General features: G+C 66.4%; 14 protein-coding genes. 10 read left to right on the forward strand and 4 right to left on the reverse strand.

The features are described 5' to 3' along the window. Nucleotides 1–143 precede the first annotated feature (143 nt). A complete protein-coding gene (locus AC3FNH_RS21565) occupies nucleotides 144–1919 on the reverse strand; it encodes a glycosyltransferase family 39 protein (RefSeq protein ID WP_488721503.1) in 1776 nt (591 codons plus the stop codon). A 232-nt stretch (nucleotides 1920–2151) separates the two neighbouring features. On the opposite strand from AC3FNH_RS21565, the gene AC3FNH_RS21570 reads away from it, so the two are divergent. Beyond that, nucleotides 2152–2823, forward strand: coding sequence for a response regulator (locus AC3FNH_RS21570; protein ID WP_488721504.1), 672 nt, complete (start codon nucleotides 2152–2154; stop codon nucleotides 2821–2823). Then, on the forward strand, nucleotides 2820–4178 hold the full coding sequence (locus tag AC3FNH_RS21575) for an ATP-binding protein (RefSeq protein WP_488721505.1): 1359 nt from the start codon (nucleotides 2820–2822) through the stop codon (nucleotides 4176–4178). Before AC3FNH_RS21570 ends, AC3FNH_RS21575 begins: the two co-directional genes overlap by 4 nt. A gap of 48 nt (nucleotides 4179–4226) precedes the next feature. Here AC3FNH_RS21575 and AC3FNH_RS21580 read toward each other — a convergent pair whose 3' ends face one another. Continuing rightward, nucleotides 4227–6596, reverse strand: a complete 2370-nt coding sequence (locus tag AC3FNH_RS21580) for a Tex family protein (RefSeq protein ID WP_488721506.1) — start codon at nucleotides 6594–6596, stop codon at nucleotides 4227–4229. 164 nt (nucleotides 6597–6760) lie between these two features. On the opposite strand from AC3FNH_RS21580, the gene AC3FNH_RS21585 reads away from it, so the two are divergent. The 3 genes from AC3FNH_RS21585 to yoaA all read left to right on the forward strand — a co-directional run bounded on the left by AC3FNH_RS21585 (nucleotide 6761) and on the right by yoaA (nucleotide 10119). Continuing rightward, nucleotides 6761–7594 carry a hypothetical protein gene (locus AC3FNH_RS21585; RefSeq protein ID WP_276097599.1) on the forward strand — a complete coding sequence of 278 codons (834 nt, stop codon included), beginning with the start codon at nucleotides 6761–6763 and terminating at the stop codon, nucleotides 7592–7594. A gap of 54 nt (nucleotides 7595–7648) precedes the next feature. Next, nucleotides 7649–7852, forward strand: a complete 204-nt coding sequence (locus tag AC3FNH_RS21590) for a DUF465 domain-containing protein (protein ID WP_224079965.1) — start codon at nucleotides 7649–7651, stop codon at nucleotides 7850–7852. A gap of 74 nt (nucleotides 7853–7926) precedes the next feature. Then, complete coding sequence (gene yoaA, locus AC3FNH_RS21595; protein ID WP_488721551.1) at nucleotides 7927–10119, forward strand: DNA repair helicase YoaA; 2193 nt, start codon at nucleotides 7927–7929, stop codon at nucleotides 10117–10119. A 104-nt stretch (nucleotides 10120–10223) separates the two neighbouring features. Here yoaA and AC3FNH_RS21600 read toward each other — a convergent pair whose 3' ends face one another. Further along, nucleotides 10224–11054 carry an outer membrane protein assembly factor BamD gene (locus AC3FNH_RS21600; RefSeq protein ID WP_211948054.1) on the reverse strand — a complete coding sequence of 277 codons (831 nt, stop codon included), beginning with the start codon at nucleotides 11052–11054 and terminating at the stop codon, nucleotides 10224–10226. 16 nt (nucleotides 11055–11070) lie between these two features. Between AC3FNH_RS21600 and AC3FNH_RS21605 the strand changes: the two genes are divergently transcribed. Then, the gene (locus tag AC3FNH_RS21605) at nucleotides 11071–12282 is read left to right on the forward strand and encodes an RluA family pseudouridine synthase (RefSeq protein ID WP_488721507.1); all 1212 of its coding nucleotides are present in this window, start codon (nucleotides 11071–11073) and stop codon (nucleotides 12280–12282) included. After that, the gene (gene pgeF, locus AC3FNH_RS21610; RefSeq protein ID WP_488721552.1) at nucleotides 12272–13069 is read left to right on the forward strand and encodes a peptidoglycan editing factor PgeF; all 798 of its coding nucleotides are present in this window, start codon (nucleotides 12272–12274) and stop codon (nucleotides 13067–13069) included. Before AC3FNH_RS21605 ends, pgeF begins: the two co-directional genes overlap by 11 nt. A 16-nt stretch (nucleotides 13070–13085) precedes the next feature. On the opposite strand, the gene AC3FNH_RS21615 is transcribed toward pgeF, so the two are convergent. Then, nucleotides 13086–13319, reverse strand: a complete 234-nt coding sequence (locus AC3FNH_RS21615) for a hypothetical protein (protein WP_276097597.1) — start codon at nucleotides 13317–13319, stop codon at nucleotides 13086–13088. Between the two features lie 402 nt (nucleotides 13320–13721). Here AC3FNH_RS21615 and phaC point away from each other — a divergent pair, with 402 nt between their 5' ends. From phaC to AC3FNH_RS21630, 3 genes are all read left to right on the forward strand, one after another. Then, on the forward strand, nucleotides 13722–15515 hold the full coding sequence (gene phaC, locus AC3FNH_RS21620; RefSeq protein ID WP_276097596.1) for a class I poly(R)-hydroxyalkanoic acid synthase: 1794 nt from the start codon (nucleotides 13722–13724) through the stop codon (nucleotides 15513–15515). Nucleotides 15516–15585: 70 nt separating this feature from the next. Beyond that, nucleotides 15586–16767: an acetyl-CoA C-acetyltransferase gene (locus AC3FNH_RS21625; protein ID WP_488721508.1), complete on the forward strand. Its 1182-nt coding sequence runs from the start codon at nucleotides 15586–15588 to the stop codon at nucleotides 16765–16767. A 73-nt stretch (nucleotides 16768–16840) separates the two neighbouring features. Beyond that, nucleotides 16841–17581, forward strand: a complete 741-nt coding sequence (locus AC3FNH_RS21630; protein WP_276097594.1) for a 3-ketoacyl-ACP reductase — start codon at nucleotides 16841–16843, stop codon at nucleotides 17579–17581. Nucleotides 17582–17845 lie beyond the last annotated feature (264 nt).

Here is a 17845-nt window from a genome sequence, read left to right on the forward strand (position 1 = left end):
CCACGGCGTGGTTTCCAGGATGCGGCGCGTCAGGTGGTGGCCGATGAAGCCGTTGACGCCAAGGATGAGGACTTTCTTGGCTTGCATGGAAGTGGGCTGTTGCATGGGTTAAGCGTAAGGATAGGCCGGGCTCGGGAGCCAGCCTAGCGTTGTTGTGCCGGTGCATTCACGGCAAAGTTGGCCACGGCCACGCGGCGCCAGTCGCGTGCCACCACGACCATCGGCGCGCGCTGGCTCAGTTCGGCGAAGGTGTCCGGCGACATGATCGCCATGGCGGGCTGGCCGTCCTGCCACGCGGCGAGGAATGCCGCGGTGGTCGGCAGCCATTTCTGCGGCTCCTGGGTGACGCCGAACTCAAGCTCGTCGGGGCGCTCCACCATCACCAGCGGGTGGCGCAGGTAGAACGGCAGCGTATGGTCCAGCACGCGCACGCTGTAGAGCTTCATGTCGGGCCGCAGCACGCGCGCCACGGGTGCGATCATGTCGATGCCCGACGCAGAGCGGCCGATGACTTCGTGCCCGAGCAACGCCGCCGTGAAGGCGATGTAGATGCCAACCGCATAGACCGTGATGCTTGCCATCAGTCCGCGCCGCTGCAGCAGCCAGCGCGCAACGAGCGCGCTCGCGATGATCAGCACGAAGGCGACGGCAGCCCAGACGGCGTAGGCGCGATACAGCGCATTGGGGGTGTTGTTCGAATTGAGCGTGGCGACGATGGGGCTGGCCAGCAGCCCGATGATTCCAATCACCAGGCCGGCCACGAGCTGGCGGCGCCAGGACCGTTCATTGATCGAATCCAGCGCCACGCCGCCAAGCATGCCCAGCGCCGGGAAGACCGGCAGGATATAGCCGGGCAGCTTCGAGTGCGAAAGGCTGAAGAAGACAAAGATGGCGACGGCCCAGATGGCGGCGAGCAGGGCGGGCTGGAACGGCCGCGGCGCACTGCCGGCGCCCACTTCGGCGCTCACGCCGGCACGCTCGCGCACCGCGCGCCACATGCGCGGAACCAGGCCCAGCCACGGCAGGAAGCCGCCGAGCACGAGCGGCACGAAGTAGAGCAGTGGGCCCTTGCGCGAATGCACGTTCGAGGTATAGCGCTCCCAGTGCTCGTGGATGAAGAAGAAGCGCAGGAATTCCGGATTGCGTTCCGACACCAGCCAGAACCACGGCACCGTGACTAGCAGCATCAGCACGATGCCGCTCACCAGATGCAGGCGTCGCCAAAGGGCCAGGTCACGGGTGATGAGCGTGTAGATCACGAGCACCAGCCCCGGCAGCGCCATGCCGACCAGTCCCTTGGTCAGGATCGCCACGCCCATGGCCAGCCAGCATGCCAGCATCCAGTTGCGGCGTGCGGCCGGCGTGGCATCGGGGTGCTGCGCAAGCAGCATGAACGCCAGCACGCAGGCCATGGCTCCGGACAACGTCATGTCCAGCGTGTTGAAGTGTGCCGCCACGCTCCACATGGGCGCGGCGACCAGAACCAGCCCGGTCAGCAGCGCGGCGCGCGCGCCAAACCAGCGGTGGGCAGCCAGCATCGATGCCAGCAGGCCGATGGCGCCGGCCAGGGCCACGCACAACCGCGCCTGCCAGTCCCCAATGCCAAACAGCACATAGGACAGCGCCGTTACCCACATGTGGAACGGCGGCTTTTCAAAGTACTTCAGCGCGTTGTAGCGAATCGTCACCCAGTCGCCGCTGACGAACATCTCGCGGGCGATTTCGGCGTAGCGGCCTTCATCGGGTCCGATCAGGTGGCGTATGCCCAGCGTGCCGAACCACAGCAGCGCGACCACCGCGCTGACGCCGGCCAGCACCATCAGCGGAACACCGCCGAAGCGGCGCCTGTGCCACGGCAGGGCGGCTTGCGCGGCAAGCGAATCGTGCTCGCTCGTCATGCGGTCGGAACCTTGAAGCATGAAGGAAGATGGGTGGCGTGGCGAATGACGGGGCCGGAAACCGGGTAATGCCGTGTGGCAACGATTGTCGGATGAAAATCGGACAAGCGGCCGGTTCAGGGCAACATGGGAGGATAAGTGACGAACCTTAATGGCAGATTAAGGAGAATTAGGCAAGAATGACGGTTGCGTGACTTGCCGCGGCCTTAACGCCCTCTATTGGCTGATATCGCCAAAAAATCGGGGCCTGGAAATGAGAATTCTTATTGTTGAAGACGACCCCATGCTGGGGGACGGGTTGCTGCACGGGCTGCAACTGATGGGATATGTCGTCGACTGGTTTACTACCGGCGCCGAGGCGGATCATGCGCTTGGCGTGGTGCAATACGACGCCGTGGTGCTGGACCTTGGGCTGCCGGGCGACGACGGCATGACGTGGCTCAGGCGCTGGCGTGAGCGGGGCTGCCAGATTCCGGTGCTGGTGCTGACGGCACGCGACGCGATCGAAAGCCGCATCAGCGGCCTGGACACCGGCGCGGACGACTACCTGGTCAAGCCAATTTCCCTCGATGAACTGGCCGCGCGGCTGCGCGCCATGACGCGCCGGGCGGCAGGGAACTCGGCGCCGGTCTGGCGGCATGGGGCACTCGAGTTCCACCCGGCTGCGCGGCAGGCTTTCTGGCAGGGCAAGCCCGTGGACCTGACCAGCCGCGAGGCCATGCTGCTGGAATTGCTGCTGGCGCATCCGAACCGCCTGCTGACGCGCGATTTCCTGCGCGACAAACTTTATGACTGGCAGGCCGGGCTGGAAAGCAACACGCTCGAAGTCCATATCCATCATCTGCGCCGCAAGATCCATCCGAAGATCGTGCGCACATTCCGCGGCGCCGGCTACACGCTGGGCGCGGCCGAGGACTGCGCATGACGCTGCAGCGGCGCCTGATCGTGGCCGTGCTGATCGTGACGCCGGTGGTATGGCTGCTGACCATTGCCATGACGTACGTGCGGGCCCGGCACGAGATCAACGAGCTGTACGACACCGACATGGTCCGCATGGCGATGCAGATGCACTCGCTGGTGCCGCTGGTCGACATCACGGCGGCGCCGTCGCGGGCCAGGCTACCGGCGATTGCCGGAGGAGACCAGGGCGATGCAGGCCTGGGCGACCTCGCGATAGCCGCGTGGCTGCCCGATGGCACGCCCATGCATATCGATCCGGACGGGGATCGCCTGCCGCCAGCCAAAGGCATCAAAGGGTTCACGAACCAGCGCATCGACGGCCATCGCTGGCGGCTGTACTACCTCGACGACGACGTGACCGGCTGGCGCGTCTGTATCGGGCAGAAGCTGGGCGAGCGCAACGAGCTGATCCTGTCCTATACCGCGGCGCAGGTGGTGCCGTGGGCGGTGGGCCTGCCCGTACTGATCGGCGTGCTGATCTTGTTCATGCGGCGCGCGATGGCGCCGGTGCGTGCGCTTTCCACGGAGATCGAGAGCCGTTCTCCGCATGACCCCCAGCCGCTGGGCCTGGCGGGGGTGCCTGGCGAACTGGTGCCGCTGGTCAACGCCATGAACCGGCTGCTGGTTCGCGTATCCGATTCGATCGAGCACGAGCGGCGCCTCACGGCCGATGCCGCGCACGAAATGCGCACGCCGCTGGCCGCGCTGAAGGCGCAGTGGGAAATCGCGCAGCGTTCGCCGGACGAGGGCGAGCGTGCCCGGGCGCGTGCCAATGTGGAGTCCGGCATCGACCGGATGAGCCGGCTGGTGTCTCAACTGCTGACCATGAGCCGGCTCGAAGATGCCTCGGCGCTGGCTTTGCCCGAAGACGTGAACTGGCAGCCCATCGCGCAGCAGGCATTGTCGGATTGCCTGGCGCTGGCGCAACGCAGGAAGGTCGACGTGGAGCTGATCTGGCCGCCGGCCGGCGTGGTGCCCTTGCCGCTGGCCGGAGACCCGAACCTGCTCGGGCTGATGCTGCGCAACCTGCTGGACAATGCGATCCGCTATAGCCCCGCGGGTGCCATGGTCACCATGGATTTCCGTGCCGATGCCATTGTCGTCTGCGATGAAGGGCCGGGTGCGGCGCCAGAGGTCCTCGCGCGACTGGGCGATCGCTTCTTCCGCGCCGGCGGCCAGCGCGAACAGGGGCATGGGCTCGGCATCTCGATTGCAAAGCGTGTGGCGCGGCTGCACGGATTGGGGATTGCATTCGCCAACCGTGCCGATGGCCGTTCGGGCCTGGCCGTACGCATTTTCCGCGGCGGCGAGCGGACATAAAAAAACGCCCCGTGCGGGGCGTTCTCGACCGGATGCAGGCCAGCCAGTTCAGCGCTTGAGCTTGGCAAACGCCGCAGCCATGGCGCCGGCGGGCTCGGCCTCGCGGCGAGCACCGCCATTGCCGAAGCCATTGCCGAAGCCCTTGCCGCCCTGGCGCTGACCGCCGCGATCGCCACGATCGCCTGACGGGCGCGACGACGTCTGGCCCGGTTCATCATCCAGCCGCATGCTCAGGCCGATGCGGTTGCGCTTGACGTCCACTTCCATCACCTTGACCTTGACGATCTGGCCAGCCTTGACCACTTCGTGCGCGTCCTTGACGAACTTGCTCGACAGCGCCGAGATATGCACCAGGCCGTCCTGGTGGACGCCGATGTCGACGAACGCGCCGAACGCCGCCACGTTGGTGACCACGCCTTCGAGGATCATGCCGGGCTGCAGGTCCTTCACGTCCTCCACGCCTTCCTGGAAGGTGGCGGTCCTGAATTCGGGGCGCGGGTCGCGGCCCGGCTTTTCGAGTTCGGCGAGAATGTCGCGCACGGTCGGCAGGCCGAACGATTCATCCGTGAATTGCGCCGGCGACAGGCCGCGCAGCGCCTCACGGTTGCCCATGACGTCCGACAGGCCCTTCTTGATATGGTCCAGGATGCGCTTGACCACCGGATAGGCTTCCGGGTGCACCGACGAGCGATCCAGCGGATTGTCGCCATTGTTGACGCGCAGGAAGCCGGCAGCCTGCTCGAAGGTCTTGTCGCCCAGGCGCGGCACCTTTTTCAGCGCGTCGCGGTTGGAGAAGGCGCCGTTGGCATCGCGGTACTCGACGATATTGCGCGCCAGCACCGTATTCAGGCCGGACACGCGCGCCAGCAGCGGTGCCGATGCGGTATTGACGTCCACGCCGACGGCGTTCACGCAGTCCTCGACCACGGCATCGAGCGTGCGGGCCAGCTCGCGCTGGTTCACGTCGTGCTGGTACTGGCCCACGCCGATCGACTTCGGATCGATCTTGACGAGTTCGGCCAGCGGGTCCTGCAGGCGGCGCGCGATCGACACCGCGCCGCGCAGCGACACGTCAAGCTCGGGGAATTCCTTGGCGGCCAGTTCCGATGCCGAGTACACCGACGCACCGGCTTCGCTCACGACGATCTTGGTGAGCTTCAGGTCGGGCGCCTGGCGCATCAGGTCCTGCACCAGCTTGTCGGTTTCGCGGCTCGCGGTGCCGTTGCCGATCGAGACCAGCGCCACGCCATGCTGCTTGGCCATGCGCGCCAGCGTGGCGAGCGAGCCGTTCCAGTCGCGGCGCGGCTCATGCGGGTAGATGGTCGCGGTCTCCAGCAGCTTGCCGGTCACGTCGACCACGGCCACCTTGCAGCCGGTGCGGATGCCCGGGTCGACGCCCATCACGGCCTTGGGGCCGGCGGGCGCGGCCAGCAGCAGCTCATGCAGGTTGCGTCCGAACACCTTGATGGCTTCGCTTTCGGCGGTTTCGCGCAGCTGGGTCAGCAGCTCGGTTTCCAGGTGCGGCTGCACCTTCACGCGCCAGCACCAGCGGCACACATCGCCAAGCCACTTGTCGGCGGGGCGGCCCTGGTTCTGGATGCCCACGTGGCGCGCGATCATGCCTTCGCACGGGTGCGGCACCAGCGCATCCTGTTCTTCGCCCAGCCCCAGCTTGACCATCAGCACGCCCGCGTTGCGGCCGCGGAACAGCGCCAGCGCGCGGTGCGACGGCACGGTGCGGATGGTTTCACTGTACTCGTAGTAGTCGCGGAACTTCTCTTCCTCGGCGGTTTCCTTGCCTTCCATCACCGTGGAGCTGACCACGCCGTTGTTCCACAGGTGCTCGCGCAGCTTGCCCAGCAGCTCGGCGGTTTCGCCAAACTGTTCGGACAGGATGTCGCGCGCGCCGTCCAGCGCTGCCTTGACGTCGGGCACGCCGCCATCGGCGGTCGGGTTGCCGTTGACGTACTTGGCCGCTTCGGTCTGCGGGTCCAGCGTCGGGTCGGCCAGCAGTGCCTGGGCCAGCGGCTCCAGCCCGCACTCGCGCGCGATCTGGGCGCGCGTGCGGCGCTTGGGCTTGTAGGGCAGGTAGAGGTCTTCGAGTGCCTGCTTGGTTTCGGCGGACTCGATCGCGGTACGCAGTTCCGGTGTGAGCTTGCCTTGCTCCTCGATCGAGGCCAGGATGGCCAGGCGACGCTCTTCCATGTCGCGCAGGTACAGCAGGCGCTCTTCCAGCGTACGCAGCTGGGTGTCGTCCAGGTTGTCGGTCACTTCCTTGCGGTAGCGCGCGATGAACGGAACGGTCGCGCCTTCGTCGAGCAGGGCCACGGCAGCCGCTACCTGGCGGGGTTGAACGGTCAGTTCAGCCGCGATGAGCGACACAATCTTTTGCGAAACGGATGCGGGCAGATTGGACATCGGGAATTCGGTCTGTCGGAAGCGGTCAGTCGAAAGCGGGGCATTTTGCCACAAGCGCGGTGCCTGTCCCCGGCAGAAGAGGGACTATTTCAGGGCGTGTATCTTGCGGCACGCTGCGAGCGGCCCTGCAAGGCGCAGGGCAGGGCGGATGCTAGAATTCGGGCATGACCTTCAAGCCCCATCCGGCCGCCGCGCCCGCCATGCCGATGGCCGTCCGCGACACGGCAACCCTGGCCATGTTTCCCGCCGCGCGCCCGTCCTGCTCCATCCCGCACCGAGCCGGTCGGCAAATGCAGCCTGCACGCCTGTTTGCCGTCGCCGCGCTATGGCTGAGCGTGGTCGGCGCCGGCACGCTGGCGCCGCTGTCGGACAGTGCGGCGCAGGCCTCCGCGCCGTCGGCGGTACCGCGTGATTTTGCCGCCGAGCGCAAGGCGATCGGCGATTCACGCGCGTGGACCAACTACCGCTTCGCCACGGCGGAACGCGCCTGTTACGACAAGTTCTTCGTCACGCACTGCATCGACCAGGCGAAGGAAATCCAGCGGCAGGAATTGCAGGTGTTGCGCCAGCGCGAACTTGAGGTGGGTGATGCCGAGCGCGCCCAGCGGGCGGCTGACCGCGACCGCGAACAGGCGTTGCGCCGTGCCGAATTCGAGGCGGGCCAGCCAGGGCGCAGTGCGAACGAGCAGGCCAGCCGCGAAGCCTTCGAGAAGAAGCAGCAGCAACAGCAACTGCGTGACGCGCAGCATCAGGCCGATGCGCCGAAGCGCTCGGCCAACGCGCAGGCGTACCAGCAAAAGCAGGCTGACTTCGACGCCCGCATGCGCGAGGCGCAGAGCAAGGGCGCGGAGCAGGCGCGCCAGCGCGAGGAAAATGTCAAGGCGTACGAGGCCAAGCAGCGCGAGGCAGAGCAGCGCCAGAAGGACCAGGACGAGCGCCGCGCCAAGGCGAAGGCACAGCAGGGGCAGGCCTCGGCGCCGCGCCCCTTTGGCTTCTGAGCCGGCCAGGGGTCATGCCAGCCTGTGTTGGGCAGATGCGGCGGGGAGATGCACATGGACAGTAACCTGAACACGCTCGAACGGCAGATCATGGACCTGCAGATCGAGCACCGCGATCTGGATTTCCTGATCGACCGGCTGGCGGAGGATCCGACCCACGACGAACTGCAGCTCAGGCGGCTCAAGAAGCGCCGCCTCAAGCTGAAGGACGCCATCACCCTGCTGCAGCTCCAGCTCGAACCCGACGTGCCGGCCTGAGTGCAGCGCACGCCGGCACTGCCAGCGCCACATGGCGCCATACCGAACCCCAAGCCTTACCAGCCTTGACCATCCTGACCGATCCGACCGACCTGCCAGAACCGGACGCCGACGCCGAAAGCCCGGTGCCTGCGCAGGCGGAACTGGTTCCCGCGTCCGCGGTGCCTGCCGACCACGCCAGCGAACTGGCCAAGATCTTTGCCGAGACCGGCACCCTTGCCCAGGGCATTCCCGGCTATCGTCCACGTGCTTCGCAGCAGCAAATGGCCGAGGCCGTGGCCGGCGCGATCGAGCGCAGCGACACCGTGATCGTCGAGGCGGGAACGGGTACGGGCAAGACATTCGCCTACCTGGTTCCCGCCATGCTCTGGGGCGGCAAGGTGGTGCTTTCCACCGGTACCAAGAACCTGCAGGACCAGCTTTTCCTGCGCGATATCCCGACCGTGCGGCGCGCGCTGAACGTGCCGATCTCGGTATCTCTGCTCAAGGGCCGGGCCAATTATCTGTGCCACTATCACCTCGAGCGCGCGCAGGCCAATGGCCGGCTGGCTTCCAAGCAGGACGCGGCGTGGCTGCGCGAGATCGCGCGCTTTGCCAAGACCACGTCATCGGGCGACAAGGCCGAACTGGCCGCGGTGCCCGAGAACGCGCCGGTGTGGCAACTGGTGACCTCCACGCGTGATAACTGCCTGGGCTCGGAGTGCCCGAACTACAAGGACTGCTTCGTCATGCGGGCCCGCAAGGAAGCCCAGCAGGCCGACGTGGTGGTGGTGAATCACCACCTGTTCTTTGCCGATGTGGTGCTGCGCGACACCGGCATGGCCGAACTGCTGCCGGCGGCGAACACGATCATCTTCGACGAGGCGCACCAGTTGCCCGATACGGCGACGCTGTTCTTCGGCGAGACGCTGTCGACCAGCCAGCTGCTGGAGATCTGCCGCGACACCGTGGCCGAAGGGCTGTCGCATGCGCGTGATGCCGTCGACTGGGTTGGCATTGCGGCGCCGCTGGAGCGTGCCACGCGTGACCTGCGGCTGGCTTTTGGCAAGGAGAACGCGCGGCTGGCGCTGGGGCAGATCGAGGCCGACCGGCGCATTGGCGAACCATTTTTCGACACGCTTGATGCCCTGGAAGAGGCGTTGTCGACCTTCGTCGAGCATCTCGAAAGCCAGGCGGAACGGGCCGAGACACTGCAGCAATGCCACCGGCGTGCGGTCGAGCTGCAGCAGCGGCTGGAAGCGTGGCGCGATGAAGGCAAGGCGTTTGCAGCGCCTGCAGCGCAAGTGCCTGACGCTGGCGGAGAAGCGGCCCCGGAGCCTGAAGCAACGCCGCCGGCAGCACCGGCGCAATTCGGCCCGGAGACCGTGCGCTGGGTGGAAGTGTTCTCGCACACGGTGCAGCTGCACCGCACGCCGTTGTCGATCGCGCCTATCTTCACGCGCCAGCGCGAAGGGCATCCGCGTGCCTGGGTGTTCACGTCGGCCACGCTGTCGGTGAAAGGCAACTTCACGCACTATGCCGCGCAACTGGGACTCAACAAGGACAACTCGCTGACCTTGCCGAGCCCGTTCGACTACGGCAAGCAGGGCCTGCTGTACGTGCCGCGCGACATGCCGCCGCCAAATTCTGCGCAGTTCACCGATGCCGTGGTGGCGGCGGCGCTGCCGCTGATCGAGGCCGCCGGCGGGCGCACCTTCCTGTTGTGCACGACCTTGCGCGCTGTGCAGCGTGCCTCGGACCTGCTCTACGATGCCTTTGCCGAGCGCGGCCTCGAACTGCCGCTGCTGGTGCAGGGCCAGGCCAGCCGCACGGAACTGCTTGACCGTTTCCGCGAACTGGGCAATGCCGTGCTGGTGGGCAGCCAGAGCTTCTGGGAAGGCGTGGACGTGCGGGGCGAGGCGCTGTCCCTCGTGATCATCGACAAGCTGCCGTTCGCGCCGCCCGACGACCCGGTGCTCGCGGCGCGCATGGAAGTGCTGCAGAAGAAGGGCCTGAGCCCGTTTGCGGTACACCAGCTGCCGCATGCGGTGATCACGCTGAAGCAGGGCGCCGGGCGGCTGATCCGCTCGGAATCCGACCGCGGCGTGCTCGCCATCTGCGATACGCGGCTGGTCGAGAAGCCCTATGGCCGCCAGATCTGGCAAAGCCTGCCGCCGTTCACGCGCACGCGCGAGGCGCAGACCGTGGTGCGCTTCCTCGAGTCGCTGCGGGGTAGCGAGATGGGCGGGAGTCAGGGCGAAGACAAGGGCGGCGCGCAGCAGGACTGAGTCGCTTCGTCCATCGCATCGGCCAACAAGAAACGGGACAGATCCTTGCGGATCTGTCCCGTTCGCGTGTGTGCTGCAGGGTCAGTGCCCTGCGTCGCCATCCATCAGAACACTTCCCACCAGGACTTGTCCTTGCGGCGCTCGCCGTACTTGATGTAGTCGCTGTTCGGGAAGTTGCGTTCCATCACGCGTGCCGTATCGTCGCGCAGGTCCTTCATGCCGAGCGAGTCGTACGAGCGGATCATGATGTACAGCGCTTCCTCGTTGGCGGGGGCGCCGTCGTAGTCCTTGAGCGACTGCTGGGCCCGGTTGACTGCGGCAAGATAGGCCCCGCGCTTGTAGTAGTAGCGGGCGGCGTGAACTTCGTGCTGGGCCAGCGAGTTGACGATGTACTGCATGCGCGCGGTGGCGTCAGGCGTGTACTTGCTGTCCGGGTACTTCGTGACAAGCGTATTGAAGGCGTCATATGCCGCGCGCGCGGCCTTCGGGTCGCGCTCGCTCAGGTCCTGGCCGGAGAAGCGGCCCAGCCAGCCCAGGTTGTCGTTGAAGTTGATCAGGCCCTTGAGGTAGTAGGCGTAATCGATGTTCGGGTGGCTCGGGTGCAGCTGGATGAAGCGGTCCACCGCGGCCAGGGCCGCCGCCGTCTCGCCGTCCTTGTAGCTGGCGTAGGCGGTATCGATCTGCGCTTGCTGCGCATAGCGGCCGAACGGGTAGCGGCCCTCGAGCTTTTCGTACAGCTTCACGGCGCGCGTGTAGTCGCCGCCGTCCAGGGCGTCCTTGGCTTCCGAATATAATTTGTTGGCCGACCAGCCGGCAGTCTCGTCGGGCTGGTCAGCGAGCAGGCCGCATGCCGACAGCATGACGCAGCCGCCTGCGAGCAGAATCGCTCCAAATCCCGCGCGCCAATTTGCGCGCTTCATGCTCAGCAATTGCATGGGCAACGTATCCCGGATGAAGAAAAATAGCGTCAAGCATTATAGCCCAAGCCCCCAGCCGGAATCCGGCCCGGGCGGACTCCCACTCGAACAGGTGCGCGTCCAGGCATCCCTTGCGGACAACGATGAAGCCGAAGACCTGACGGACGAGGTGCCGGCGGCACCTGCGTCAGACCTTTCGGTACCGTTGATTCTCGAAGTCGACAGCGCCGCACATGGCGAGCGGCTGGACAAGCTCCTGGCCCGGCACTTCAGCGAATTCTCGCGCAGCCGGCTGCAGCAATGGATCGAAAGCGGAGCCGTGCGCGTCGACGGCGAAGTGCGCCGGCCGCGCGACGCGGTGCAGATGGGCAACCGCATCGAGGTACAGCCGCAGGCCGCGCCGGAATCGCAGGCGTTCGCCCCGGAAGACGTGCCGCTGGACGTCGTGTACGAAGATGAAACGCTGGTCGTCATCGACAAGCCAGCGGGACTGGTGGTGCATCCCGCCGCGGGCAACTGGAGCGGCACGGCCCTCAACGGGCTGCTCCATCGCTACCCTGCCGCGGCGGCCTTGCCGCGCGCGGGCATTGTGCATCGGCTCGACAAGGAAACTTCGGGACTGATGGTGGTGGCGCGCACGCTGACGGCGCAGACCGACCTGGTGCGCCAGCTGCAGGCGCGCACGGTCAAGCGCACGTATATCGCGCTGGTCTGGGGCCGCACCTACGACGAAGGCACGATCGATGCGCCGATCGGCCGCGATCCCCGCGAGCGCACGCGCATGGCCATTGTCCATACCAGCAGCGGCAAGCCGTCGCGCACGCATTTCCGCACGCTGGCGACGGTGCCGCTCGGGCGCAGCTTCGTGTCGATGGTGCGGTGCCAGCTCGAAACCGGCCGCACGCACCAGATCCGCGTGCATTTCGAGTCGATCGGCCATCCGCTCGTGGGGGATCCCGTCTACTTCCGCGCCACGCAGCGCGGCCAGCGGCCCGCCGTGCGCGTGCCGCTGCCGGTGCCGTTCGAGCGGCAGGCCCTGCACGCCTACAAGCTGGGGCTGATCCACCCGGCCACGGGCAAGGCGGTGTCGTGGACCGCGCAGCCGCCGGACGACCTCCAGGCCCTGATCGATGCGCTCGATTTCTCCCGTGGTGAAGCCGATGCCGAGGAGGAAGACTGGGATGAGGACTGGGAAGACGGCCCCGAGGTTATCTGGGGCGATGGGGAGGACGATGATGACGACTGATCCCGCGTGGCTGCGGCCGGACTGGCCGGCACCCGCCTCGGTGCGCGCGTTGTCGACCACGCGCGCGGGCGGCGTGAGCCGTGGCGTGTATGGGCTGGACGGCGGGGAACCGGGCGGTCTCAACCTTGGCACGCATGTCGGCGATGATCCCGCGCATGTGGCCGAGAACCGTGCGCGGCTGGCCGCGCACCTGCCGGCCATGCCGCTGTGGCTGGAGCAGGTGCACGGCTGCGTCGTGGCCACCGTCGACCATCTGGCAAGCCCGGGTGCGGCGGCTCCGCGCGCCGATGCGAGTGTTGCCGTCGAGCCCGGGCAGGTCTGCGCGATCATGACGGCGGACTGCCTGCCAGTGCTGTTGTGCGATGTGGAAGGGACTGTGGTCGGTGCTGCGCACGCCGGATGGCGGGGCTTGTGCAACGGCGTGATCGAAGCCACGCTCGCGCGCATGCAGGCAGCGCGCGGCAAGCCTTCGTCGCGCTGGCTCGCGTGGCTGGGGCCCGCGATCGGACCCGAGGCCTTCGAGGTCGGCGCCGAAGTGCGGGATGCGTTCCTGGCTCAGGCTCGCGCGGGTGAGCACGCGGCCGTGGACGCGGCCTTCCGGCCCCGCGCTGAAGGCAAGTACATGGCCGACATCTATGCACTGGCCCGCACGCGCCTGGTCCGCGCGGGCTGCTCGGACATCTACGGCGGTGATGCCTGCACGGTATCCGACCCGCAGCGCTTCTATTCGTATCGGCGCGACGGTGTGACCGGCCGCATGGCCAGCCTCGTCTGGCTGGCAAGCTGAGCCGGCAGCGGGCCGCTCATTGCGGCCCGCTGCCATCGCGCCCGGCGCTTTCCTCCTCGCGTACGCGTTCTGCGCGCGCTTCCTCCGCCTTGCGGCGCTGCCGCCTGCCGGGCGTCCCCATGATGTAGAGCACCAGCGCCACCGGGCCCGCGCCATAGAGCAGGAACGTGGCGACACCGGCAACGATGCTGTGCTCGGTGATCGCCATCATCAGCGCCACGTAGAGCCATCCGATGGCTACGATGTACATGAAACTTTCATCCTTTGCAGATAGGCTTGCGCGCTGGTCATTCACCGCACAGCGCCTACCGCGGGGTAGGTTTTCCGGGCGTGTGCGCCGATGCGGATTTCCGCATTGACAGCGCGTACATTGCAAGGCAACAATGACCTCGAATGTTGCGGAATCCCTCGTAGATTCCTTGTTTTTGCCGGCAAGCATACCGTATGGCGCTGCCATGCCAGACTGCGGTGCAAGCCGGGCAGGGGACGTTATCCAGATGGAAGGGATAGCTGCATGCGGGAGTCCTGGGCGCCTGGTCGAAGGGCGCAGCGCCAGGTCCATCCGGATTGCGTCTCCAGATGCATAAGTGCCGGCCAGGGCAATGTCCCGGGAGCCGGTCCGACATAGTGACGGCAGAGAGACATTTACATCATGGCGACCGGCAAAGGTGCGGCAGCTTCCACAGCGGAAGGCAAGTCCCAACCGTTCAAGTTACCGCCGGGGCCATTGGATCCAGCAACGTGGCTGGAGTGGTCCCGTCAGTGGCAAGGCCCTGAGAGCAACGGCACGGGGCTTCCCCCGGGCTTCCCCAGTTTCGCGGGATTCGAGGCGTTCGCTGCAAGCCCGCTGGCGGGCGTCAAGATCGACCCGGCACAGCTCGCGGAAATCCAGCAGCGCTATATGCGCGACTTTGCCGAGTTGTGGCGTGGTCTTGCGGAAGGCGATACCGAATCCGCCGGCAAGCTGCACGACCGGCGCTTTGCCAGCGAGGCCTGGCACAAGAATGCGCCGTACCGGTACACCGCGGCGTTCTATCTGCTCAATGCGCGCGTGCTGACGGAGATGGCGGAAGCCGTCGAGGCGGATCCCAAGACCCGCCAGCGCATCCGCTTTGCCGTGTCGCAATGGGTGGACGCCATGTCGCCCGCCAATTTCCTTGCCACCAATCCCGATGCCCAGCACCGCCTGATCGAGTCCGGCGGCGAATCGCTGCGGGCCGGCTTGCGCAACATGCTGGAAGACCTGGGCCGCGGCAAGATCTCGCAGACGGACGAGACGGCGTTCGAAGTCGGCCGCAATATGGCGGTCACGGAAGGCGCAGTCGTCTATGAAAACGAATTCTTCCAGCTGCTGCAATACAAGCCGCTGACCGATAAGGTCTATGCGCGCCCGCTGCTGCTCGTGCCGCCTTGCATCAACAAGTTCTACATTCTCGACCTGCAGCCGGAAAGCTCGCTGGTGCGGCATGCGGTGGAGCAGGGCCATACCGTGTTCCTGGTGTCGTGGCGCAATCCCGACAACACCATGGCCGAGCGTACGTGGGATGACTACATCGAGCACGCGGCGATCCGCGCCATCGAGGTGGCGCGCGACATCAGCGGACAGGACCAGATCAACGCGCTTGGCTTCTGTGTGGGCGGTACCATCATTTCGACCGCGCTGGCCGTGCTGGCGTCGCGCGGCGAGCGCCCGGTCGCCAGCCTGACGTTGCTGACGACGCTGCTGGACTTCGCGGACACGGGCATTCTTGACGTCTTCGTCGACGAAGCCCACGTCCAGCTGCGCGAAGCCACGCTCGGAGGCGCGGCGGGGGCACCTTGCGGCCTGCTGCGCGGGGTGGAACTGGCCAATACGTTTTCGTTCCTGCGCCCGAACGACCTGGTCTGGAACTATGTGGTCGACAACTACCTGAAGGGCAAGACGCCGGTGCCGTTCGACCTGCTGTTCTGGAACGGCGATGCCACCAACCTGCCGGGGCCGTGGTACTGCTGGTACCTGCGCCACACCTACCTGCAGGACGAGCTGAAGGTGCCGGGCAAGCTGACCGTGTGCGACGCACCGGTCGACCTCGGCGCCATCGACGTGCCGACCTACATCTACGGCTCGCGCGAGGACCACATCGTGCCGTGGACGGCGGCCTATTCGTCGACCGCGCTGCTCAAGAACAAGCTGCGGTTCGTGCTGGGAGCGTCCGGGCACATCGCCGGCGTCATCAACCCGCCGGCCAAGAACAAGCGCAGCCACTGGACCAATGACGCACTGCCCGCTTCGGCGCATGAGTGGCTGGCCGGCGCCGAGGAGCACCACGGCAGCTGGTGGCCGGACTGGATGGCCTGGCTTGGCAAGCAGGCCGGTGCCAAGCGCGCTGCGCCGACCGGCTACGGCAATGCCCGTTACCCGGCCATCGAACCTGCGCCGGGCCGCTACGTCAGAGCCAAGGCATAAGTCTTGCGGGTGGTCCCGGTAACGGGACGTGCCCGCCGAACACCCCAGATATCCATTGAGAGGACTGCAAATGACCGATATCGTTATCGTTTCCGCCGCCCGTACCGCCGTAGGCAAGTTTGGCGGTTCGCTCGCGAAGATTCCCGCACCGGAGCTGGGCGCCATCGCCATCAAGGCCGCGCTGGAGCGCGCAGGCGTGAAGCCGGAGCAGGTCAGTGAAGTGATCATGGGCCAGGTGCTCACGGCCGGCTCGGGCCAGAACCCGGCACGCCAGGCATCGATCAAGGCGGGCCTGCCCGCATCGGTGCCGGCCATGACTATCAACAAGGTGTGCGGATCCGGCCTGAAGGCCGTGATGCTGGCCGCTAATGCGATCCTGTCCGGTGAAGCGGAGATCGTGGTGGCCGGTGGCCAGGAGAACATGAGCGCCGCGCCGCACGTACTGCCGGGCTCGCGCGACGGCTTCCGCATGGGCGATGCCAAGCTCGTCGATACCATGATCGTCGACGGCCTGTGGGACGTGTACAACCAGTACCACATGGGCATCACCGCCGAGAACGTGGCCAAGGAATACGGCATTACCCGCGAAGCGCAGGACGAGTTCGCCGTGGCCTCGCAGAACAAGGCCGAGGCTGCGCAGAAGGCCGGCAAGTTCGATGACGAGATCGCCCCGGTGATGATCCCGCAGCGCAAAGGTGACCCGGTTGCCTTCAAGACGGATGAATTCGTCCGCCATGGCGCCACGCTGGACAGCATGTCCGGCTTGAAGCCCGCCTTCGACAAGGCCGGTACGGTTACCGCTGCCAACGCCTCGGGCCTCAATGACGGTGCCGCTGCAGTGGTGGTGATGTCGGCCGCCAAGGCCAAGGAACTGGGCCTGACGCCGCTGGCCACGATCAAGGCCTACGCCAATGCCGGCGTCGACCCGAAGGTCATGGGCATGGGCCCGGTGCCGGCTTCCAAGCGCTGCCTGTCGCGTGCGGGCTGGGGCGTGGGCGACCTGGACCTGATGGAAATCAACGAGGCCTTCGCCGCGCAGGCACTGGCCGTGCACCAGCAGATGGGCTGGGACACGTCCAAGGTCAACGTGAACGGTGGCGCCATTGCCATCGGCCACCCGATCGGCGCATCGGGCTGCCGTATCCTGGTGACGCTGCTGCACGAGATGAAGCGCCGCGACGCGAAGAAGGGCCTGGCCTCGCTGTGCATCGGCGGCGGCATGGGCGTGGCGCTGGCAGTCGAACGCAATTAATGGGGTGCGCCCGGGCGCGCAGCGGTTCGCGCGGCCCGGGCGAAGATAACGAAGAGCCAATCAAGGAGTGGACATGACTCAGCGCATTGCATATGTGACCGGCGGTATGGGCGGCATCGGGACCGCGATCTGCCAACGTCTCGCCAAGGATGGCTTCCGCGTGGTGGCCGGCTGCGGCCCCAATTCGCCGCGTCGCGAACGGTGGATCGAGCAGCAGAAGGCGCTCGGCTTCGACTTCGTTGCCTCCGAGGGCAACGTGGCCGACTGGGATTCGACCAAGGCTGCCTTCGACAAGGTGAAGTCGGAAGTCGGTGAGGTGGATGTGCTGGTCAACAATGCGGGTATCACGCGCGACGTGGTCTTCCGCAAGATGACCCGCGCCGACTGGGACGCGGTGATCGACACCAACCTGACGTCGCTGTTCAACGTGACCAAGCAGGTGATCGACGGCATGGTCGATCGCGGCTGGGGCCGCATCGTGAACATCTCGTCGGTGAACGGGCAGAAGGGCCAGTTCGGCCAGACCAACTACTCCACCGCCAAGGCTGGCCTGCACGGCTTCACCATGGCGCTGGCCCAGGAAGTGGCCACCAAGGGCGTGACGGTGAACACCGTTTCGCCGGGCTATATCGCCACTGACATGGTCAAGGCCATCCGCCAGGACGTGCTGGACAAGATCGTCGGGACGATCCCGGTGAAGCGCCTGGGCGAGCCGTCGGAAATCGCGTCCATCTGCGCGTGGCTGGCGTCGGACGAGTCGGGCTTCTCCACGGGCGCCGACTTCTCGCTGAACGGCGGTCTGCACATGGGCTGACGAGTCCTGCGTGCCGCGCCGGCGGTGCCGTTTTTGCGGTGCAGCCAGCGCGGCGCACAAACTGCTGTCGAATCGCATTGCGGGCCTTTCGGGGCCCGCAATGCGTTTATGCGTGCGGGTTTTCCTTAAGCCACCTGGCTTTTCTTAGTGCTTTGTTGGGCATAGAATCAGGTCAGCGGCACGGCCAGCACCATTGTCGTGCAACGTGCGGCCTTCGCGGGGGCGAAGGCAACCCGGCACTGGCGGCTAGATCCGCGGGTGCGC

This window comes from Cupriavidus sp. 22TCCZM01-5 (assembly GCF_057798915.1).